Raw genomic sequence first — 24,441 nt, 5'->3', positions numbered from 1 at the left:
TTAATCGAGAATCCGTTGTTACAAGCGTTCAAAGATCATATTACAACCAAGCTCTCATTTCTTTCAGGAAGCAAATTATTAATTGCCTGTAGCGGGGGGTTAGATAGCGTTGTGCTTATTGCGCTTTGTAGATTAATAAATCTCGAATTTGATATTGCGCATTGCAATTTTAATTTGAGAGGTAAAGAGAGCGATGAAGATGAGAAGTTTGTAAAGGCATTGGCAGATTATATTCATGCTACTTTTTTAATAACCAGCTTTGATACATCGAGTTATGCCAATAAACAAAATATATCGATTCAGATGGCGGCGAGGGAGTTGAGGTATGATTGGTTTAAAGAACTCGCATTAGAACATCAGTTTGATTATATTCTTACAGCGCATCATGCAGATGATAATCTCGAAACTTTTTTGATTAATCTATCTAGAGGAACTGGAATAGAAGGATTAACAGGTATACCTGAAGTTAATGATATTTTTGTTCGCCCACTTTTACCATTTTCAAGAGATCAAATTTTAGAATTTGCGAAGAAAAGCAAATTAGAGTGGAGAGAAGATAGTAGTAATAGCAGTACAAAGTATTTAAGAAATGCTATTAGACATAAAGTGGTGCCCGAATTAAAGTTAGTGAATCCTCAGTTTTTGCAAAATTTCATGACAACTTTAGAACATCTTAAGCAAAGTAATGAATTTATAAAGAGTCAGGTGTTTCGGTTAAAAAATGAGCTATTTGAAATTCGTGAAACAGATTGTATCAAAATACCGATACATAGATTACGAGAATTTGGAAATCCAAGAACATGTCTTTACTTTTTGTTAAAACCATATGGGTTTAAGGCTTGGGATGACATTGAGCAAATGATAGTGGCGCAATCAGGAAAGCAAGTGTTTTCAGAGACGCATAGATTAGTAAAAGATCGTGCTTATTTACTGTTAAGCCCCATAATCGAAGATATTTCGGATCGCACTTATAAAATCTCTGAAGCAGAGAGTATGCTAATGATTCCTTCTGGGACACTAAAATTTAAAATTGTAGAAGAAATCTCTGAAGTAGATCTTAAAACTATTTATGTAGATAAAGAAAAGTTAAAGTATCCTTTATCTGTAAGGAAATGGAAAGAAGGCGACTATTTTTATCCACTTGGAATGAAAGGTAAAAAGAAACTTAGTAAATATTTTAAAGACGAAAAATTATCTTTACTTGCCAAGGAAAGAGTATGGTTACTGTGCTCTGGAAAAGAAATTGTCTGGATTATAAATTATAGAGCAGATAATAGATTTAAAATAATGCCCCAAACTAAACAACTACTAAAAATTACAATAACCTGATGCGTTACTTCCTAATTTTACTGACCACATTATTATTTTCAACGACACTTTTTTCTCAGACGCTTGACCCAATTAAATGGAAAGCAAGCGTAGAAAAAGAGACAGATGACTCTTATACATTATATTTTGAGGCTACCCTGGATGAAGGTTGGCATTTATACTCACAAAATGAGGCAGATTCAGATGAAATAGCACCTACGCCAACAGAATTTGGATATAATAATACTCCAGAGACATATGAACTTATTGGCGAGACTATAGAGCCAAAAGGAATAGAGAAATACGATAATATATTCGAGATGGATGTTAAGTATTTTGAAGATAAGGTTACATTTTCTCAAAAGATAAAGCGTATTGATAAAAACTTAAAGTCTATTAAGGCAGAAGTATTCTTTTCTGTATGTGATGATGAAAAATGTTTGGCTCCCGAGACTATAGAATTTGATATCAGCCTTTCTGGTGAAGCAACAGAGAATAAAGGAGATTTGTCGGCAATTACTGCAGAAGATCAAAATAAATCAGATGCATTATATATTGATATTAAAGGTAAAGATGTTTTTCCTTCAGAAGAGGTAGAAAAGAAAAGTTACTTCAATATATTTATTTTAGGTTTTTTAGGAGGATTAATAGCACTGTTGACACCTTGTGTATTTCCTATGATACCACTTACCGTATCGTTTTTTACAAAGGGAGCAAAAGATCGTAAGAAAGGGTTATTTAATGCAGTACTTTATGGATTTTTTATCTTTTTTATCTATGTACTTTTAAGTCTTCCATTTCATCTTTTGGATTCTGTAGATCCAGAAATATTGAATAATATTTCAACAAATGTTACACTTAACGTTATCTTTTTTGTCATTTTTATTATTTTTTCAATATCCTTTTTTGGGTATTTTGAAATCACATTACCCGCATCCTGGAGTACAAAGCTGGATAGTAAAGCTACAAGTATAGGAGGAGTAGTGGGTATCTTTTTTATGGCATTAACATTAGCATTGGTATCATTTTCATGTACTGGTCCAATTTTGGGATCTTTGTTAGGAGGTTCTCTTAGTAGTGATGGTGGAGCAATGCAATTAAGTTTTGGAATGGGTGGTTTTGGATTGGCATTGGCATTGCCATTTGCATTATTTGCATTATTTCCAAACTGGTTAAATTCGTTACCAAAGAGTGGAGGTTGGTTAAATGCTGTAAAAGTCGTTCTTGGATTTATAGAACTTGCACTGGCATTTAAATTTTTATCTAATGCCGATCTTGTAGAACATTGGGGAGTTTTAAAACGTGAAGTATTTATTGCAATTTGGATATTAGTAGGAATCGGAATGGTATTATATCTTTTTGGAAAAATACGTTTTCCTCATGATAGCCCAATACAAAAACTAAGTGTAGGAAGGAAAACACTAGGAATACTGACTCTTATATTTGTACTATATTTAATACCGGGATTAACCAATACGGCATATGCTAACTTAAAACTACTTAGTGGTTTTCCACCACCGTTATTTTATAGTATTTATGAAAAAGAAGCACATGGTCCTTTAGGCCTAAATGCCTATACAGATTTTGAAGAAGGAGTTAAGGCAGCAAAGGCTCAGAATAAACCAATTATAGTTGATTTTACGGGCTGGGCCTGTGTAAATTGCCGTAAGATGGAAGAACAGGTATGGAGTTATCCTGAGGTTATAGATATTCTCAAAAATAAATATGTATTAATCTCCTTATATGTCGATGATCGTAAAGAATTACCTGAAGAATCTCAATTCAAATTTTTAAAACCCGATGGAAGAGTTAAAAATATTCGAACAATAGGGGATAAATGGGCAACTTTTCAAACCTTAAATTTTCAAAATAATTCTCAACCTTATTATGTGTTACTAGATACAAGTATGAATCTTCTAAACCATACTACGGCGTATACTCCTGATGCAATTGAATATCTAAAGTGGCTTCAAACTGGTTTAAAGAATAATAATAAAAAATAGTCACTTATAACTGTATAGATTTTTGTTATAATAAAATTGTAAGGATGAGATATATTATCGACTTCTTGTATGTATTAAAACTAATAATCTATGTCGGTCGAAAAAATAGAACTTTCTCAATGTTTTCCTTTTATCGAAAAAGAACTTGAAGACGAAATAATTTCTTCTGGTACATTTAAAAAAATCCCTAAAGGCGAATATGTTGTAAAACAAGGAAGCTACATGAATTTTTTACCGATCATTTTAGATGGTTTAATTAAAATGTATGCAGAAGAAGATGAAGTAGAGTTTCTGTTGTACTATATACATCCAAATGAGTGTTGTATTCTTAGTTTTAATCATTTATTTAACCAGGAGGCAGTTCGGTTTTCTGCTAAAACAGAAAAAGATACTAAAGTTCTTTGTTTACCAATAGAAAAGGTAAAAGAATGGTTTGTAAAATACCCATCTTTTATTAGAATTATACTAAAAGATTTTCAACGCAATTACGAAGATTTACTAAATACAACTAAGCAAGTTGTCTGTTATAAAATTGAAGATAGGTTGGTAAATTATTTGAATGAAAAGGCAAAACTTCAAAATTGTAATATGATTCAGATGTCTCATCAACAAATAGCATCTGATTTAGGAACTTCGAGAGAGGTGGTATCGAGGATAACAAAAAAACTACAATCTACAAATTTATTGATTCAACATAAAAGACATATAGAACTTTTAGCCAGCAATTAGATGTAAAAAAATAACAGATATTATATAAAAAAACAGAACAAAAACCATGCTTTTTAAGTATTGGTTTTTGTTCTGTTTTTTTTGTTTTAAATAATTGATATTCAGGTGTTTGAGTGCTTATTTTTTAATCTTTTTTTAACGTTTTTCAGTAACTTTTGTCACCAAATTTAATGGTTTTGTGCTTTTACATTTGTACCAAATAAATGAATAAAAAAAATAAAATCATGAAAAAGAAATTAACGTATTTAATTATGGCTATGGTCGTTTTCGCTTCATGTAGCGATGATGATGATGTAGTAACACCAGATGGTGGATCAACAGAAATTGATGTGGTACTAAACGAAGTAAAGTACCAAGGAACAGACTGGGTTGAAATCTTTAACAAAGGAACTGAAGAGGCTGATATTAGCGACTACTGGTTATGCCTTGGACCAGGAACTTATGTGCAATTAAGTGATGTAACTCCATTAAGTGGAACTACTACAATTCCAGCAGGAGGATATTTGGTAGTACCTTATGAACTAAATGATACTAGCGGAGGTCTGGGATTATATTCAACCGATCAATTCGCAAGTGCTGATGCTATTGTAGATTTTGTTCAATATGGTGAAGCAGGAAGTGCAAGAGAAAATGTAGCCGTTGCAGCAGGAATATGGGCCGAGGGAGAATTTGTCCCAACAGTGGGGAACGAGGATAATAGTATTGTGTTTGATGGAGATGGTAATGGTGCTGCTAATTGGGCAGAAACGACTACGGTTACTCCTGGAGAAGAAAATGTTCTTACAATGCCTAACAATGATGTGAGGTCTATTGTGATCAATGAAGTTAACTATGGAGAAGGTAAACAAATAGAATTGTGGAATAACGGTACCGTTGCCGTAGATTTGGCACCATATTGGTTGTGTCTTGGACCTGGAAGATATGTGCAAATCGAGAATGCTTCTGTAATTAGTGGTACAACACAATTAGCTGCTGGAGAATTTTTGGTTGTAAACTGGGATCAATTAGGTGATAGTGAAGGTTTAGGGTTATATTCTTCGAATAGTTTTGCGAGCGCTGATGCTATTATTGATTTTGTACAATGGGGAGCTGCGGGAAGCGCAAGAGAAAATGTAGCAGTGACAGCAGGAATATGGACTGAAGGAGAATTTGTTCAATCCGTAAGATTGCCTAGTTATAGTATCTCATATGATGGAGAAGGAAACGCTGCTTCTGATTGGTCTGAAGTAATTAATCCAACATTCGGAATGGGAAATGCAACTCCTATTAATAGTACTACGTTTTCTATAACAATTAAGAATACAATTAACTATCTTAATGTACATACCTTTACTACTCCTGTTGGAGCAGGAAGTCCGGGTCCATTAGCGACTAATAATGCACAGTATCAGATATCTTTTAAAGCTGTTCCTGGAACCAAATTTACGCCAGTAACTATGATGGGGAATAGTAATGACTGGTTTCTTGCACCAACAGACCTTGCAGGAATTGATTTGTTTCCTGGAGGTACAGCACTTAATGGTATTGATATTGCAGATCAACTTTCTTTATATGACCTAGGAACAGAGGCAGATGGTGATCCGGCTACTTTTCCTACAGCAGGAGAAAATGTGGGACCAGCAGATTCAAATACATCAGTACGTTTGGTACCAGGAAGAGGTACAGGAGAAATATATATGACGGCGATATTAAATTATGCAGCAAGCGGAGGAAATGAAGCTGGAACGTTTACATTAACCATTACTGCAATTAATGCTCCAGATGCTGGCATGCCGACAAGTCAGAATAATGGATTTGTAATTACTCCGGGAATTGTAGTATTGCATGCTCAGTCAGAGCCATTATTTACTTTGGGAGAAGTAGATAGAGGAGTAGGTCTCGAAGGTATCGCAGAAGATGGTATGCCAGGAGCATTGTACGATTGGTTCACAGAAACAGGATCTCAAGGAACACCTTTACGTTTATCTTCTTCATTAACGCCTTTCTCTCCAGCCTTAATATATGCTTTTAATACAGAAAAAGATCCATGGTTTACGCAAGGAGATGCGGCCAAAGGAGCAAGTGGTATAGAAGAAATAGCTGAAGACGGAAATAGAATGGTTGCTTATAATTATTTAAAAGACTTCGGAATTCCTGTAGCTCTGCCAGCAGAGAATGGACCAATTGGCCCAGGTGGATCTTATACTTTTACAATTGAAGTACCACAAGGACAAAATTATAAACTTGGATTCGGGACTATGTTTGTAAAATCTAATGACTGGTTTATAAGTAACAATAATGTTGGTTTGACATTATTTAATGAAGATGGAAGTGCGTTTTCAGGTAACAGCATAAGTTCGAATACATATTTATATGATGCAGGAACAGAAGAAGACCAGCCAGTTGGATTTGGAGATAATCAGGTAATGAATCAGGGATCTGATAATATGGGGCCAGCAGATGCAAATACTATGATTAGAAGAGTATCATCATTAGATGATGTGCAATTTGGTAAAAGAGTTATTAATAGCGCTCCAGGGGTAACTTGGTCTGGAGATCCAAGAGGAGGATATAATATAATAGATATAAATATCCAACCACAATAAGATATACCCTTCCTTAGAACTAAACCATTTATATTGGGGGATATAAATGTTCGTAACCTAAGATGATAAACCTTTGACTTCACAGTCAAAGGTTTTCTTTTCTTTTATAACCTGTATTTAGGTGTTAAAATCTCCTTAAAACTATCTCGCCGAGATTCCAATTTTTTATCTTCAGCCATAAACTAAACTTAAACCAATGCGATCAGTCAGATTTATTCTTTTAAGAAGCATATGCTTTTTTTATTTTATCACTGGGTTTTCTCAGGAAACTGCCTCTTATGATGTAAAGAGTCAATATACTAAACAGGAAGTAGATATTGTTATGAGAGATGGGGTCAAGCTTCACACTACAATTTATTCTCCAAAAGATACGTCCAAAAAGTATCCTATTTTAATGCAAAGAACGCCATATAGCTCCAGGCCATATGGAGAAGATAAGTTTAGATCTAAAATAGGTCCAAACGAATTTCTTATGAAAGAAGGTAATATTATTGTTTATCAGGATGTTCGAGGACGTTGGATGAGTGAAGGAGTATATGATAATATGAGAGCGTATATTCCTAATAAAAAAGGAAAACAATTTGATGAAGCTAGCGACACTTATGATACCATAGACTGGCTGGTTAAAAACGTAGCCAATACTAATAAAAAAGTAGGGATATGGGGTATTTCTTATCCAGGGTTTTATGCAACATATTCATTACTAGATGCTCATCCGGCTCTTAAAGCAGTATCTCCACAAGCATGTATAGGGGATTTCTTTTTTGATGATTTTCATCATAATGGAGCCTATTTGCTAAGTTATTGGAGAGTCACTGCATTATTTGGTCATGAAAAGACACAACCTGTATCTGAAGCCTGGTATAAATTTGCAAAATTGCCAAGTGAGGATCAGTATCAATTTTTTTTAGATGCAGGACCTCTAAGTAATTTGGATACCTATTACAAGGAAGATAATGTATTTTGGACTCAGTTGAAAGAACATCCTAACTATGATGAGTTTTGGAAAAAGAGAGGTATTATTCAACATTTAGAAAAAATAAAACCAGCTGTTATGGTCGTTGGAGGGTTATTTGATGCAGAAGATTTATATGGCCCATTTGAGACGTATGAGAATATAGAGAAACGAAGTGATAACTATAATATCATGGTTTTTGGTCCCTGGAGTCATGGGGATTGGTCTAGAACTAAAAAACGTCAGGCGGTTAGTAATGTGTACTTTGGAGATGATCTTTCAATAAACTATCAAAAAAATGTAGAAACTAAGTTTTTTAACCATTTCCTTAAAGGGGCTGCAGATGGAAAAACAGGTTTACCAGAAATTCAAATTTTCGACACTGGGAAAAAAGAATGGAATTCTTTTGAAAAATGGCCACCTTCAAATACAGAAAAGAAAACTTTATATCTTTCAGAAAATGAAAAACTATCAAACTCGTCAACAGGAGGTGCCATAGAATTTGTAAGCGACCCTAAAAAGCCCGTTCCATATTCTGAGGATATTAAAATGGTATTCACTCCAAGAAAATATATGGCAGATGACCAACGATTTGCTGCTCGACGCCCCGATGTATTAGTTTTTGAAACCCCGGTTCTTTCAGAGGATATGACACTGTCGGGAGAAATTTTAGCAAAGCTAAAAGTTGCTACTACGGGTACAGATGCCGATTGGGTGGTGAAATTGGTAGATGTTTATCCTAATGATGTAAAGGATACAGAAGAGACTCAAAAATACCTAAAAATGGGGAATTACCATATGATGGTACGTAGTGAAGTAATGAGAGGGCGGTTTAGAAACGATTTCAGCAAACCAGAACCTTTTATCGCAAATAAAAAAACTGATGTGAATATAAAATTACAGGATATACATCATACTTTCAAAAAAGGACATAAAATTCAAATTCAAGTTCAGAGTACCTGGTTTCCTTTAATAGATTTAAATCCTCAAAAATATGTTCCTAATATTTTTAAGGCAGAAGCCTCAGATTTTACTAAACAAACTCATAAGGTATATTATGATTCTGCAATAGAAATCTCAATTTTAAAGTAACTAATTAACCCTAATAATTATATTATGAATAAATTGAAAGTCAGTGTATTACTGTTTTCTTTACTTTTTGTAGTAATTGGCTGTAAACAAGAAGCAAAAGAATCAAACATGGATATAGTTTCTTCAGAAGAAATAATTGAAGAACATTCTAAACATCTAAATGATTGGTTCGAAACGCAATTCAAAGAAGAAGTAGCCAACTCTCCGATGACACAAACATACTTAGGAATAAAAACAGATTATGGTAAATGGGATGATATTTCATCTAAGCAGGATGCGAAAGATCTGGAACGAGCAAAGAGAAGGCTTGTGTATCTAAAAGATTCTATTGATGTATCCAAACTAAATGCTGCAACTGCGCTTAGCTATAAATTGATGAAACAAGATCTTGAGAATGAGATAGACGATTTTAAATATCGTTTTTATGATTATCCTGTAAATCAGATGCATGGAATGCAAGCAGAAATACCTGCTTTTATGATTAATATGCACAGGATAGAAAATAAAAGTGATGCAGAAGCTTACATTTCTCGACTTAATGGTATGAATGATATGTTTGCACAGGCTGTAGAAAATATGAAAATCAGAGAAAAAAATGGTATTCTTCCTCCGAAGTTTGTATTTGCAAAGGTTCTGGATGATAGTCGTAATATAATAACTGGACGACCATTTGATAAATCTAACCAAGAAAGTACATTGTTTTCTGATTTTAAAGGTAAAATTGAAAAAATTGAAATTACTCCAGAAGAAAGACAAGAATTAATTGCCAATGCAGAAAAAGCATTATTAGAAGGAGTAAAACCAGCTTTTGACAACCTGGTTAAATTATTAAGTGACCAACAGAAAAGAGCAACGACAGATGATGGAGTTTGGAAATTCCCTAAGGGAAATGCATTCTATAATAATGCCTTACAACGAACTACAACGACTAACATGACTGCAGATCAGATTCATGAACTTGGCTTAAAAGAGGTAGACCGAATTCATAATGAAATGCGGGATATCATGAAACAAGTTAAATATGAAGGGACGTTACAGGATTTCTTTACATACATGAAAGAGGATTCAAAATTCTATTTTGCTAATGACGATGCAGGAAAAGCTGCTTATCTTGAGCAAGCTGTTGGATTAATAGATACAATGAAATCAAGGATGGATGAACTTTTTATAACCAAACCTAAAGCAGATATTATAGTAAAGGCAGTCGAATCCTTTAGAGAAAAAAGTGCAGGAAAAGCCTTTTATCAAAGAGGTACTCCTGATGGATCAAGACCAGGAACATACTATGCAAATCTATATGATATGACAGCGATGCCAAAGTATCAAATGGAAGCTTTGGCATACCATGAAGGTATTCCAGGTCATCATATGCAAATTTCTATAGCTCAGGAATTACAAAATATTCCTAAGTTTAGAAAATTTGGCGGCTATACGGCTTATGTAGAAGGTTGGGGTTTATATAATGAGTTATTACCCAAAGAAATAGGAATGTATAGTGATCCATACTCAGACTTTGGTAGATTAGCAATGGAACTTTGGAGAGCATGTAGATTAGTAGTAGATACAGGAATTCATAGTAAAAAGTGGAGTAGAGAACAAGGGATTAAATATTATACAGATAACACTCCAAATGCAGAGAGTGATGCTATAAAAATGGTAGAAAGACACATTGTAATGCCTAGTCAAGCAACGGCATACAAAATAGGAATGAATAAAATCCTTGAATTACGTGAAAATGCAAAGGAAAAACTTGGAGATAAATTTGATATACGAGAGTTTCATGATGTGGTATTAACTAATGGTGCTGTGCCACTTACCATATTAGAAGAATTAGTAGAGCAATGGATTGCAAATACAATTTCTAATGAAACTAAAGAATCGAAAAGTTCTTAGAGTTTGTCTTTATCAAGATAACAAAAGTGCTTCCTAAATCTCTTAGGAAGCACTTTTATTATTAGATGATATTATTTTGTTTATTACTTATTTATCCATAAGATTTCTAAATTGATAAAAGAAACGCTCCATAAGGCGTAGGTCTTCTGTTATAATCTCTACTACACCTCTCATCTCTTGTTTAAAAGGAATTTCTTTATTATAAGTAGTGATAAGTTTATCTGGCAGAGCCACATCAATTAAGTATAAACCGTCTTTATCAGGAAGTAGAGATATGTGATTTACTTTACCTTTCAGAGTTCCAAATTCATCATCAGGAAAATTCTCTAATCTAATGTTAGCAATTTGTCCAATTTTTATTTTTCCAGAGTTTTGAGAAGGTGCTTTGATTTTTGCTAAATATGAAGAATCTTCTGATGGAATAACAATGAAGACAAGATCTCCTACAGATACTGTCTGATTTTCTACCCAAAAATTTAAGAAAGATACGCGTCCTTCTAAATCTGATTTAAGGACATATTGTAACTCCCAGTCTTTAATACTCTTTTTTAATTGATCAAAGGACTGTAATACTTTTTTAAATAGATTTATTTCTTCTTTTCTTTTATTAATTTCTGTACCCTTAGATGTTTTGTTAGCATTGCTAATACTCTCATTGATTTGGGATATCTGAACGTCATTATTTTCATAAGTACGTTTAGCTTGAAGATAATCGAGTTCTTTACTTTCATATTCTTGAGCAGAGATAACTCCTTTTTCAAATAGGTTCTTTTGGCGCTGAAGTTCTTTTCGTTTAAACTCAAGTTCGGTTTTACCAAGTCTTTTTTGTGCTTTAAGACTTTCAAGCCTTCTATAAAGTTCAGAAAGAGATACTTGATTTGCTATTGCTTCATTAGAAAAAGGTTGAAGCTCTTTGTTTAAAATATACTCAGAATAACTATTTTCAAATAAAGCAAAACTAGTTTCAATATCTCCCAGAAACAAAACAGGTAGGTTTTCTATAGGAAAACTAAACGATTTATTATTTATTTTAATAGTATCTATAATAGATTTAAGCAAGAACACATCTTTATAGTTTGCACTACTTTCTAATATTGCAAGAGGAGTATCCTTTGGAACAATCTGGTTGTCTTCAACTAGGATCGATTCAATTTTTCCGCTCACTTTGGCATATTCCTTTTGTGGTGGTATTCTGGTGGTTATAATAGCTTCTGCAGGTATTACATCAGGGTATTTAACCAACCAGGAAAGAAATAAAAGCATAAGCACTAAGGCCAAAATTAAAAGATTACCCCACCTGATCATCCAATGTGGAACCCTTGTTAAGATCTCTTGTACTTCTTCACTACGTAATTGTATATCGTCTAATGTATCTGGCATAATATCTAGTTATGAATCAATAAATTTCTAATTAATAATTCTTAATTCATGTATTACTTTCCTAATTCGAGTTGATTTTTTACTAAATTATAGTAATTACCCTTCTTTTCGATTAAAGTTTCATGATTTCCTACTTCTACAATTTCACCTTTGTCCAGGACGACAATCTGATGTGCATTTTTAACAGTACTTAATCGGTGGGCTATTACCATAACGGTTTTATCTTTGAAAAAGGTATCTAATTTTTCCATAATTACCTTTTCATTGTTCGCATCGAGGGCAGAAGTTGCTTCATCAAAAAACAAATATTTTGGATTTTTATATACCGAGCGAGCAATAAAAAGACGTTGTTTTTGACCGGTACTTAATCCTACACCTTCCATTCCTATTTTAGTATTATAAGAAAGGGGGAGAGATTCGATAAAATCTTTAATATTTGCTACATCCACAGCATGTGCTAATTTTTTCTTGTCCACATAATCTTCTCCTACAGCAATATTATTTGCAATGGTATCATTAAAAATATACCCTTCTTGCATTACCACACCAAATTGATCTCTCCATGATCTTTGGGATACATTTTTTAAATCATGGGAACCGATAAAAATTTGTCCTTCATCAGGTTCATAAAACTTTAGTAAGAGTTTCATCAAGGTGGTCTTTCCACTTCCGCTAACTCCAACAATAGCAGTAATTTTATTGGCAGGAATAGATAGGTCAAGATTTTCTAATACAGGTTTATCAGATCCTACATATCTAAAAAGGAGATTTTTGATTTCAAAACCAGAATTTTCTGCTATTTCTTTTATTTTCTCTTCTCCAGCTTGTTCCTCATCTTCCTTGTTATGTATTTCTCCCAAACGCTCTAATGAAATTTGTGCATCCTGAAGTTCTCTTAGGAAATTAATCAACTGAGAAATAGGAGCGTTTAACTGTCCTACAATAGCCGTTATTGCCAGCATCATACCTAATGTGATATCTCCATCAATAACTAACTTGGCAGAGAAAACAGTAATTAGAATATTTTTTAATTCATTTATAAAAGAAGATCCAACACTTTGGTATTGTTCTAATGCCAGGTTTTCTATTGATATTCTAAATAGTTTGGCTTGTACGAATTCCCAATTCCAACGTTTTCTTTTTTCAGCATTATGGAGTTTTATCTCCTGCATACCGTTAACTAATTCTATCACTTTACTTTGTTCTTCACTTATTTGAGAAAAGCGCTTATAATCAAGTTTTTTACGTTTCTTAAAGAACACGAGTATCCATGCAAAATAAAAAGTACTACCAATAGCAAAAATACCAAAAATCGGAATGCTATAATAAATCAAAACGATGCTAAACACAATAAGATTTACCATTGAAAACAACACGTTGAGTGATGACATGGTTAATATTTGTTCTATTCGTTTATGATCGTTAATCCTCTGTAAAAGATCTCCTGTCATTTTTACATCAAAGTAGGAGATAGGTAAATTCATAAGTTTGATAAAGAAATCAGATATCAGTGAAATATTTATTCGAGTACTTAGGTGAAGTAAAATCCAACTTCTTAGAACATCAATTAAAGTTCTACCTATAAAAAGAGAAAGCATTGCAATGAGAACAAGGTAAACAAAATTAAGGTCTTGATTTTTTATACCTACATCAACAATACTTTGTGTTAAAAAGGGAGTGATAAGTTGCAGCAAACTTCCCGCACCGAGCCCTAAGGCTAATTGAAAAAGGAAGGCTTTATATTTGAATATATATTTAGAGATAAATTTAAAACCAAATTTTTGATCTTCTTCATCCAGGTTGTCACTGTAAAATTTTGGTGTTGGTTCTACCAATAGCGCTACACCTTCTTCTGTGTTTTCGTCTGCATTATTACCTATCCATGCTTTTATAAATTCCTCTTTTGTATACGTTATCAATCCATGTGCCGGGTCAGAAACGTATATTGTCATTTGGCCTTTACGAGTAGTTTTGATTTTATATACAACTACATAATGAACTTTATTCCAATGAACAATACATGGTAATGGTACTTCGTCTAATTTTTTTAATGAAAGTTTTACTCCCAGAGACCTAAATCCAATTTCTTCTACAGCATCGCTTAGCCCTAAAAGAGAACTTCCTTCTCGAGTTGTTTCGCTCAATGTTCTTAATTTTTGAGTATTAAGAACTCTTCCATAATGCTTAGCGATAATTTTAATACAAGTAGGTCCGCAATCTTTAGATTCAGCTTGTTTGTAGAAAGGAAATTTTGGCATTAAGTGTTATTATTAAGTTGATTTTGTGTGATAAGATATCTTACAAAGAAAAGTAATTCTTTTTGATTATACTATCGAAATTATAATACTAAAATTATCAACCATTTTATTGACTCTTTTTTGGGTTTACTTTAACGGAATAAAAAAAGAGTGCTAAAAAGCACTCTTTAATTGTTATTGGCTAACACTATAAAATTATATGTTTTATTATTCTTTAGTAATAGACCAGATAGAATAACTACCTGGCGGGGCTTGAATAGTAGCGTTACCTTCTGCATCTGCGGTAGGCGTTGCTCTAGAGTTATCGGTGTAGTCTACTAGAGTTTTACCCGCCCAATTGGTTTTTACAACATGTTGTTTTGTCTGTTTACTAATATTCATGTAAAGAATTAGACCAGGGTTATCACCACTACCACTTCTTTTCATTATATACTCATCTTTACTAGCTTCAATTATCTCGACATCACCAACAGCCAAAGTATTGTAAATCTGTATTAATGTTTTTAACTGCCCTTTAAAAGCTTCATAGTCAAGGTAGAAAATTGTAGGATACCCATCATGCGTAAGAATGTAAGAATATGCTAATAATTTATTTCCATAGCTAATTCTATTATCAGGGTTTTCATCTTTTTCGGTATCATGATTGGCAACAAATGTAACCGCCATATTTGGATCCAGTTTTCTTAACATATTATCTGCTTCTCCCAATGGAGTAAGATCTTGTGCTCTGTCAAGTGTTTCGTCCAATCTATAGAAACATGCAAAATCAAATGCTGGTGACCCAGATGCATCAACCCAGTCCTTTAATACTTGTTGGTTTCCATCAAAATTTTCTCCAACAGAAAACCCTCCAATTTTATCATTCCATGCTTTTACCCATTTTGGAGCAAAACTTTTTACATAATCAAAACGCCATCCATCAAATCCTAAAGATTTGTAAAATTCTCCTACAGAATCATCCCTACCCCATAACCATTCTTGTACATAAGGTACTGCGTGGCTAAGATCTGTTTCAGCAAAAAACAGTGCTTCTTCATCAGAATCAACAATTGCATTAGGGTGAAAATGTTCAAAATTTCTATTGAATTTACCAGAAGCATTTCCATTTTCTTCATTAAATAGGCTAAATACCTCTGCATCTCTATATGGATTATATTGTAACCCACCACCAGAGTTATGACCCATAACAACGTCTGCGATAACTTCAATATCATTTGCATGGGATTTTTGGATCAAATCCTCTAATTCTTGTCGTGATCCGAAACGAGTTTCAACATTATCTTCACCACGTTGACTAAATTCACCTACGTCAAAATAGTCCATCGGGTCGTACCCCATAGAAAATGATCCTGAAGCACCTTTACTTGGAGAAGGTAGCCAGATTCTATTTATACCAGAATCGGCCCAATCCTCAACTTTTTCGCCTACTACATTATACCAATCTCCTATAGGTTCAACATCCCAATAGAAAGCTTGCATAAAAACACCTGCGTCTTCTTTTTCAAATTGTGTAAGGTCCATTTTTAGTGATTGACTAGTAATAATAGCTTCACTATTATTTCCAGAATCATCATCTTCAGAACACCCTGTCAATCCAAGAACCAACCCTCCTAAAAGGAGGATTGCTTTGGTTGATATATTTGCTATTTTTTTCATTTCAACTTTTTAAGTTTGTTAAATTCACTTATTCTACAGGAACTAATAAATAACGTCCATCAAGGTCATTAAACCAGATGTCATATGTACCTGCAGTCACAGGTATTGCTGGTGGATCACCATCTGTAATTCCAACACCTGCAAATTCAGTTGTTCCTCCCCAGTTTCCAGGCCAGTCATCACTATGTCTGAATTTTAAAGGTCCATCAAATAAAGTTTGCCCTTCTAAATACCAAATATGCGGGTTAAAAGGAGATTGAGTCATATCTGTGTCAGGAGCATTCCATCCGCTATCATCACCAGTTCTTGAAGCACCAATAATACCAATAGTAGTATATGTAGGTTCAGTAGTAATAGTGAAAGGCGTAAAAGAGTGAGTTAAATCATCAATATTCACTGTCAAATCATAATACCCAGATGCTGGAACTGTAAATGCACCAGGATCACCTCCAAGAATATCACTGCTGGTAAATCCACCACCATCTAATCCCCATTGTGGTTGCCACGACCCTTGAGTTTCTAATAATTTAAATTCATTTTCTCCTGGATCAACTTCAAAGTATCCTCTAAAATGAAAAATATTAGGATCATCTGCATCTCTAAATATGTAAGTGTTTATAGAACTAGGATTAGTACCATTTTCCCAATCATCATTATCAGCAGCACCACTTTTGTTAGTATCAACGGTATTTCCAACTAAAAATAAGTTTTTCACAGGAAGTATTGTGGAGTAAGGAGTAACTGTTACAGAAATCACATTAGATTTTATAGCACTGCCTCCATTTGTTCCAAGTGAAGAGACAACACGTAATTCTATTGAAGCTTCTTCATCAGGCAATAAACCAACTAGTATTGCCATAGTATTTAATTCTTTTACTGTCCAGCTATAAAAGCGGTCAGTAGTAGAAGCAATTGTTTCTGGAGTTTCAAAATCTGTACCTGCACGGGCAGCTTCTATTGTATATGTAATCGGAGAATTAATATTATATCCAGCGTCTTCCCAAACAAAGGTAAAGGCTTGATCGTTTTCGATATCTTTGTTAAGAGTAACAGATGAGTTAGCAGTTACAATTAGTGGTCCTTCTGATTGTTCTTCTTGTATAACAAATGTAGGCTCATCATCTTCCACACATGCATTAAAACATAGTGCTGCTACAAATGCAAACAATAGTATTGATATTTTTTTCATGACTGTATAAATTAAATTTGTTGTATTGTTTTTTTTAGAATCCTCTGTTCTGACCAAGATTTGGGTTAGCAGATCTACTAGAAGCAGGGATAGGGAATAGTTTAAAATTATCAGAAATTGAAGATCCGTTTTGTGGTCCACCTTTGTATGACCAATTGTAGGTTCCTCCTGTATATCTTTCAAATCGTATTAAGTCCTGTCTTCTATGACCCTCCCAATATAATTCTCTTGCTCGTTCATCTATAATAAAATCTAAAGTAAGATCACCTATCTCAATATTACCAGTGTCATCACCAAATGCTCTTTCTCTTAAAGCATTTACATATCCAAGTGCTATATTAGGGTCACCACCTCCACCATTGAGATGAGCTTCTGCATACATTAGATATACATCTGCAAGTCTGAAAAGAGGAAAATCTGTATCTACAAAAGTGGCATCCTTACCGGGTTGTCCACCAGAAGTAATATTAGAAAATTTTGAAATAAGGTATCCACCAGATGTATCACTGATGTCTGCAATTTCTATAGGACGATCTTCTTCGGTAATAATATTTCCTTCGTCATCCAATTCTATATCTTTAGAAACTACGGTGTTTCTATCATCATTAACAAAGAGTGGGTCATTCACAAATAACTCTGCAAATTCTTTTCTTGTTCTATAAAGGTTACCAAAACCTCCAACACCCAAAGACTCTGGAGTTGGTTGAAAACCGGCTCTAGCATTTTGTTGCCCTTGAATTAAAATTCCGGCACCACCAAAATTTCTTACAGAAGCTCCATCTGATACAATAGGAAAAATAACTTCATTTTGCGCACCATTAGAATCATTATCAGCATTGAAATTATTTAAGTAGTTTGCAGTGAGAGAGTATCCACTATTAATAATTTCCTGACAAGTGTTAAGACAATCTGCAAAACGTTCATTTTCTTCTCCTAAATATACACCGGCATTTAGATAGAGTTTAGCAAGAATCATTTTTGCTACTCCTTTATTTGCACGCCCGTAGAGAGAAGCATTACCAGGAGCTACGTCTAATAAATCAGTATCAACAGCAAGCAATTCAGCTTCTATATAATCGAATAACTCCTGATCTTTGATTTCTGGTACTCTGGTAAATCCAACAGCATCATTTTCGGTAGCAAAAGGAGCTCTTCGAAAAAGATCTAATAGATGATAATTTGCTAATGCACGAAGTACACGAGCCTCTGCTCTATAAGTCCTAACTTCGTTTCTTAATTCTCCAGAAACCCCTCTACCATCTAATTTATCATCGGTAGTTTGACGTAAAAATTCGTTAGCCAAAGAAATTTGAAAAGTAGCTCTTGCAAAGAAACCAAGAACTACCACATTATTAGCATTCCAAGAATTTCTTTGTATTTCACGAATACCAGGGTCATTTTCAAATGTAAAAATCATCTCATCTGTAGCCAAGTTTTGTAGGCTAAACAAACCTCTTACGTATTGTCCGGTTCCTGCATCTATTCCTGCAATGTTTGATGTTCCAGGAGCATCCAAACCTACCACAGAAAAGTTTGCATAAACCCCAGCTATTGCTCGTTCATAAGCATCAGGACTACTAAATACGTCCTCAGCGAGTAAATCATCATCATCTTCTAACTCGATATTTAAGTCATCTTCACAAGACGCAAATATACCGATGAAAAGAAATGCGTATAAAAAAATCTTATATAGTTTCATTCCTTATTTTTTTTAGTATTTATAGTTAATTCCTAATAACAAAGTGCGTCCTCTTGGAAAGATTGTGTTATCCACACCGTTATTTTGGATTTCAGGATCTAATCCAGAATAATCCGTAATAACGAATGCGTTCTGGACCCCGGCCCATATACGTAAGCTTGATATCCCTTTCATTAGGTCTCGCATTGTATATCCTACTGTAATATTATCCATTCTTACAAATGATGCATCTTCTACATAGTAATCTGATAAAATCACATCAGAAGTATTTTGGAAATTAGTATCTAATACACTTACTGGAGTATTATTAAATACATTTCTAAATACATTTCCAAGTTGTGCGTTTGATGAAGCTACATTGTTGTAGATTTCGTTTCCAATACTAGCTCTCATGTTAAAGCTAAAGTCAAAATTCTTATAATTGAAACTTGATTGAAGTCCCATTGTGATATCTGCAGTTGCATCACCAGAAACATATCTGTCATCGTTGTTTATGACACCATCTCCATTTAAATCTGCATAAGCTCCTTCTATTGGTCTACCATTAGAATCATAAAGCTGAGCAAATGTAAAGAAAGAAAAAGGGGCTTCTCCTTGTCTTTGAATTTGGATAGTATTACCTGTACCACCTCCAATACCGGTAGTTAATATGTCTTGCCCAAATGCTAACTCTTCAATTTCTCTATTAATATAAGTAGCATTATAACTAACATTCCAATTTAAGTCATTGGTTTTAATGATATCAGCACTGATAGAAAATTCTAATCCTTCTGTAACAAACTTACCGATGTTTTGAAACCCTTGATTAGAAAAGTTCGCACCATCTGGTACAGGGGCTTGAGAAAGTAAATCATCAGATTCTTTTCTAAACACATCTACAGAACCACTGATTCGATCATTCCAGAGACCATAGTCTAAACCGATATTATATTCAGTTATCTTTTCCCATTCGATTTCTTCATTTCTAAATTGAGCCTGAACAATATTTACAACTTCTCCATTAAGGATATATTGAGTATTTGGCCCACTACCTCTGTAACGTTCTAAGTAATCATTTGCAGAAGGAATATCTTGTTGTCCAGTAATACCATAACCTAATCTTAATCTTAGATTACTTACTAAGGATGAGCTTTTAAGAAAATCTTCTTCATTAATTTGCCATCCAAAAGATGCTGAAGGGAAATAACCAAACCTGTTATCTTCACTAAATCTAGAAGTACCATCTCGACGTATAGATCCAGTTAAAAAGTACTTGTCATTAAATTTTAAATTTGTTCTTAAGAAATATGCTAATAATACTACATCGGCATTGATAGTTTCTTCAGGTTCTATATTTGGATCTCGTTGATCTCCTGTTAGCAATTCTTCTACTTCAAATTTTTGATAAGAATATCCTCCAGTTGCTTCGATATCTAAACCGCCAACTTTTTTGTTATATACCAAATATGTATCCAATAATTTGTTTTTAGCAATAAAGTCAGTATCAGATTTATAACCATTGAATTCTCCTTGAGCAGCATTAAATGTATTTGCACTTTCTGTAGAGCGTTCTTCAAATCTATCTGTTTCACTAGTATCCAACCCAAGGTTTACTACGGCTCTTAGATCTGGAAAAAAATGTAGTTGATAATCGAATTTAGCATTACCATAATATCTTCTCACATTTGCAATATCTCTGGTTTGGAGTAATTGAGCAACTGGATTTAGTTGCACATTTGCTCTTGCAAAACCAGTACTAGGATCTAGGTACTCAAAGAAACCTCCATATTGCGAGCCTGGATCGAGTACTGGTTGAGTAGGATCGAATGTAATAGCAGATCCCTCTACATTGGGAGCAAATCTATTTTTCTCAAAATTAAGATTTGCATTAACATCTATCTTTAAATGATTATTGAAAAGTCTAGGGTTTAAAGAAAGAGAGGTTGTTGTTCTTTCAAATTTTGAAGTTTTTCTAAGACCTTCTTGATCTGATCTACCTAGGGTCAGCCTGGTAGGTAATACTTGTAATATAGAACCACTAACAGATAAATTGTGATCTGAAGAAAAAGCATCTCTATAAATCTCATCTTGCCAGTCTGTATTAGCAGAACCTAAATCGTCAACTCGAGAAGGGAAGTTTTCTGCTATAAACGTTCTGTATTGACTAGGAGAGAATACGTCTACCACATCGGTTACAGAATTTATACCAGTTTTGGAATCCAAGCTTATTTGTAAATTCTTTTTACCTTTTTTGGTTGTAATGATAATTACTCCATTTGCTCCACGGTTACCATAGATGGCTGCCGCTGAAGCATCCTTTAAGATAGAGAATGATTCAATATCATTTGGGTTGATGGCAGAAAGAACAGATCTAGAGCCGTTATCAGTATCTCCAGGATCATTTAATGGTAGACCATCAACAACTATTAGGGGGTTGTTGGAGGCGTTTAATGACGCTCCTCCTCGAATTCTAATTTCAGAATTCCCTGCAGGACCACCGTTGGTATTAATGTTTACCCCAGCTACTCGACCATTAAATAGAGTTTCTGCGGTAATGTTATTACCAGTATTAAAATCCTCTGAAGTTATCAGAGCAACAGATCCTGTTAAATCCTTTTTTCTGGTAGTACCGTAACCAATTACAACTACTTGTTCTAATTCGGCGGCATCCTCTTCTAATACAATGTCTATTGTGGCTTGACCACTGTATGCCATTTCCTGAGGTAAAAATCCAACATAAGAGAATACAATAATATCCCCATCGTTAACATTGCTTAAAGTATAATTTCCATCAAAATCAGAAGTTGTTCCGTTTGTAGATCCTTTAAGAATGATATTTACACCAGGAATGGGTTGACCATTTCCTGCGTCAGTAACTGTTCCATTAACAGTCGACTGTGCAAAAAAGCTCATTGGTATCAACCACAATAAAAACAATGCGCTTTTAGTAAATGTTTTCATAAAATTAAATTAGTTTTTGATTGTTTTAAGTCTTATATTTTCGCTTTCCGCAACCAAAGTATGTAAATTTTGTGTTAAATTTTAAGTAGGGTTTAACCATAACCTTACGCAAACGTTTGCGTGTGGAAAACTTTTGAAATTCCGTTAAAATTTTAAGTTTAATTCTGTCCATATGACATATTTTCGCTTCAAAATTTGACTTTTAACCAAAATTATTAGGGAATGAAACAAAAAGTTACGTTAAAACAGATTGCAAAAGAATTGGATGTTTCTATTTCTACAGTATCAAAAGCGCTAAAAGATAGCGTAGAAATAAGCCTGGATACACGACAAAAGGTAAAAGCATTTGCAAAGCTTTATAATTATAAACCTAACAATATAGCTTTAAGCCTTAAAAATCGTAAAACGAAAACCATTGGTGTTATTATCCCAGAGATTGTACATCACTTTTTTACTACGGTTATTGGTGGAGTAGAGAAAGTAGCAAATGAAAAAGGATATAATGTAATTATATGTTCATCTAATAACTCATTTGATAAAGAAGTGATCAATCTTGAGATGTTAGCTAGTGGTAGTGCCGATGGATTTATTCTATCTGTGGCAAAAGAGACTCAACTTAAAAAAGATTATCACCATATTGAGGAAACCATGAGTCAGGGAATGCCTGTGGTTCTTTTTGATAGAATTATAGATGAAGTGGTTTGTGATAAAGTGATTATTGATGATACTAAAGGAGCACAAACCGCTACAAATCATTTACTCTCTATAGGTTGTAAGAAAATCGCAATACTCACTACCGTAGATTACATAAGTGTTGGGAAATTAAGAACAAATGGGTATTTAAGAGCACTAAGAGCATACGATATTACCGAAAAAGAAGAGTTTATACTTAAGATAGAAGATATAGATAATTGTGAAGCTGAAATCTCTGAGTTTTTAAAAGATAAAGATATTGATGCTATTTTTGCAGTAAATGAATTATTTGCTGTTACTGCTGTCAAAGTCCTTGATTTACAAGGAAAGAAAGTGCCTGATGATGTTTCTGTTATAGGTTTTACCGATGGGATATTGTCAAAGCATTTTATTCCTAGTTTAACAACAGTTAGTCAACATGGAGAAGATATGGGCATAAGAGCTGCGAAGCTTCTCATAGATAAATTAGAAGGAGATGATGAGGTGACAGAAGAGTATAGGACGGTAATTATCGATACTAGCTTAATCCAAAGAAAATCTACAAAAAAAATAGGGAGTGATCCTAATAATTGAAAAATTATAATATCTTTGGCCTCTATTCAAAACTTATATTTTCGCTTTCTACTAAAATAAGTTTTGATAAGTAGTTTCGCTTATCAGAGTAATAATTAAATTTTTTACTTGATGAACAAGCGTAAATTAAGTTTCTGGGAAATTTGGAACATGAGTTTCGGTTTTCTAGGAATTCAATTCGGTTTTGCTTTGCAAGGCGGATTTATGTCTAGAATTTTTCAAACCTTAGGTGCAGAAAAAGATGCAATACCATTATTATGGATTGCTGCTCCTTTAACAGGTTTGTTGGTTCAGCCTATAATAGGATATTTAAGTGATCGTACCTGGAGCCCAAGGTGGGGCAGAAGAAGGCCTTATTTTCTAATAGGTGCTATATTAAGCTCTATAGCTTTGTTTTTGGTACCTCATTCTCCAACATTATGGGTTGCAGCAGGATTTTTATGGATTTTAGATGCTTCTATTAATATTTCAATGGAACCATTTAGGGCTCTGGTAGCTGATAAATTACCTGAATCTCAAAGATCATATGGTTTTGTTACACAAACACTAATTATTGGAATAGGAACTTGGGTAGCAAGTAATTTACCTTGGGTGATTTCTCAAATAGGAGTAAGCGATTCTGCTCCAAATGGTGTTATTCCTATGTCAGTAAAAATAGCTTTTGCTATTGGAGCTTTTATATTTCTTATAAGTATTCTATATACAGTATTTACAACCTCCGAATATCCTCCAGAAAATATGGAAGAATTCGAAAAAGAGAAAAAGAAAAAAAACCAATTCATTCCTGATATATTAAATAATATAGGAAGTATGCCACTTACTATGAAGAAACTGGGATTGATTCAGTTTTTCAGTTGGTTTGCTTTTTTTACAATGTGGAGCCTTGCTAATCCTGCATTAACAGAACATGTTTTTAAAACACCAGTTCCTACCGAATCCTCATTTGATATGAGTATCCCCGAATCCAAAGAAGCATTTGAATTAGCAAATACAGCATTTCAAAAATCATCTAATGAGGTTGGTAGATATATGGGAACCTATGGACTGTCATCAATGGCTTTTGCTCTAATATTAACCTTCTATACATCCAGAAAAAGGATTAATAGAAAGTTAGTTCATATGGGGTCACTATTATTAGGAGGTATAGGATTTGTATCTATGTATTTCATCCCTTCTCCTGATTGGTTGTTCCTTTCTTTTACACTAATAGGATTTGCCTGGGGTAGTATTCTATCAATGCCATATGCGATGTTGTCAAGCTCTGTCGATCCAAAGAAAATGGGAGTTATAATGGGCATATTTAATATGTTCATTGTGATACCACAGATTGTAGCGGCTGTAGGAGGAGTTAATTTTGCTTATAAACTTATTGGAAACGAAACAATTTATGCCATGGTAATAGCAGGAATGAGTTTGACAATAGCAGCTTTTTGTAACCTGCTAATAACTAATAAAGACGCCATAACCTATAACCCAAAATAAGTAGTA

General features: G+C 33.8%; 14 protein-coding genes. 8 read left to right on the top strand and 6 right to left on the bottom strand.

All coding sequences use genetic code 11. From position 1 onward, the window contains the following. Nucleotides 1-15: 15 nt before the first annotated feature. From tilS to PQF96_RS01880, 6 genes are all read left to right on the top strand, one after another. Entirely contained in the window at nucleotides 16-1,329 is a 1,314-nt protein-coding gene (gene tilS, locus PQF96_RS01905; protein WP_271728707.1) for a tRNA lysidine(34) synthetase TilS, read from the top strand. After that, entirely contained in the window at nucleotides 1,329-3,311 is a 1,983-nt protein-coding gene (locus PQF96_RS01900) for a protein-disulfide reductase DsbD family protein (protein WP_109439112.1), read from the top strand. Before tilS ends, PQF96_RS01900 begins: the two co-directional genes overlap by 1 nt. 90 nt (nucleotides 3,312-3,401) lie before the next feature. Further along, entirely contained in the window at nucleotides 3,402-4,040 is a 639-nt protein-coding gene (locus PQF96_RS01895) for a Crp/Fnr family transcriptional regulator (RefSeq protein WP_271764905.1), read from the top strand. Nucleotides 4,041-4,264: 224 nt separating this feature from the next. Continuing rightward, nucleotides 4,265-6,625: a spondin domain-containing protein gene (locus PQF96_RS01890; RefSeq protein ID WP_271764904.1), complete on the top strand. Its 2,361-nt coding sequence runs from the start codon at nucleotides 4,265-4,267 to the stop codon at nucleotides 6,623-6,625. Nucleotides 6,626-6,821: 196 nt separating this feature from the next. Continuing rightward, complete coding sequence (locus PQF96_RS01885; protein ID WP_271764903.1) at nucleotides 6,822-8,672, top strand: CocE/NonD family hydrolase; 1,851 nt, start codon at nucleotides 6,822-6,824, stop codon at nucleotides 8,670-8,672. Between the two features lie 24 nt (nucleotides 8,673-8,696). After that, nucleotides 8,697-10,565, top strand: a complete 1,869-nt coding sequence (locus PQF96_RS01880) for a DUF885 domain-containing protein (RefSeq protein WP_271764902.1) — start codon at nucleotides 8,697-8,699, stop codon at nucleotides 10,563-10,565. Between the two features lie 87 nt (nucleotides 10,566-10,652). On the opposite strand, the gene PQF96_RS01875 is transcribed toward PQF96_RS01880, so the two are convergent. The 6 genes from PQF96_RS01875 to PQF96_RS01850 form a co-directional block, all read right to left on the bottom strand. Continuing rightward, on the bottom strand, nucleotides 10,653-11,945 hold the full coding sequence (locus tag PQF96_RS01875; protein ID WP_109439107.1) for an HlyD family secretion protein: 1,293 nt from the start codon (nucleotides 11,943-11,945) through the stop codon (nucleotides 10,653-10,655). Between the two features lie 53 nt (nucleotides 11,946-11,998). Then, nucleotides 11,999-14,203, bottom strand: a complete 2,205-nt coding sequence (locus tag PQF96_RS01870) for a peptidase domain-containing ABC transporter (protein WP_271764901.1) — start codon at nucleotides 14,201-14,203, stop codon at nucleotides 11,999-12,001. Between the two features lie 207 nt (nucleotides 14,204-14,410). Beyond that, entirely contained in the window at nucleotides 14,411-15,859 is a 1,449-nt protein-coding gene (locus tag PQF96_RS01865) for an alpha-amylase (protein WP_271764900.1), read from the bottom strand. Nucleotides 15,860-15,887: 28 nt separating this feature from the next. Further along, nucleotides 15,888-17,048: a SusE domain-containing protein gene (locus PQF96_RS01860; protein ID WP_271764899.1), complete on the bottom strand. Its 1,161-nt coding sequence runs from the start codon at nucleotides 17,046-17,048 to the stop codon at nucleotides 15,888-15,890. 34 nt (nucleotides 17,049-17,082) lie between these two features. Beyond that, nucleotides 17,083-18,747 carry a RagB/SusD family nutrient uptake outer membrane protein gene (locus PQF96_RS01855; protein ID WP_109439103.1) on the bottom strand — a complete coding sequence of 555 codons (1,665 nt, stop codon included), beginning with the start codon at nucleotides 18,745-18,747 and terminating at the stop codon, nucleotides 17,083-17,085. Between the two features lie 12 nt (nucleotides 18,748-18,759). Next, nucleotides 18,760-21,687: a SusC/RagA family TonB-linked outer membrane protein gene (locus tag PQF96_RS01850; RefSeq protein WP_271764898.1), complete on the bottom strand. Its 2,928-nt coding sequence runs from the start codon at nucleotides 21,685-21,687 to the stop codon at nucleotides 18,760-18,762. A 222-nt stretch (nucleotides 21,688-21,909) separates the two neighbouring features. Here PQF96_RS01850 and PQF96_RS01845 point away from each other — a divergent pair, with 222 nt between their 5' ends. Together PQF96_RS01845 and PQF96_RS01840 are read left to right on the top strand one after the other, a co-directional pair. Continuing rightward, nucleotides 21,910-22,953: a LacI family DNA-binding transcriptional regulator gene (locus PQF96_RS01845; RefSeq protein WP_271764897.1), complete on the top strand. Its 1,044-nt coding sequence runs from the start codon at nucleotides 21,910-21,912 to the stop codon at nucleotides 22,951-22,953. Between the two features lie 111 nt (nucleotides 22,954-23,064). Continuing rightward, nucleotides 23,065-24,435, top strand: coding sequence for an MFS transporter (locus PQF96_RS01840; RefSeq protein ID WP_271764896.1), 1,371 nt, complete (start codon nucleotides 23,065-23,067; stop codon nucleotides 24,433-24,435). Nucleotides 24,436-24,441: the final 6 nt, after the last annotated feature.

The sequence above is a fragment of the Aquimarina algiphila genome (genome assembly GCF_947494415.1).
GTDB classification, from domain to species: domain Bacteria; phylum Bacteroidota; class Bacteroidia; order Flavobacteriales; family Flavobacteriaceae; genus Aquimarina; species Aquimarina algiphila.
The sequence above is the reverse complement of the archived record's forward strand: the minus strand, read 5'-3'. Positions and strand labels throughout refer to the sequence as shown.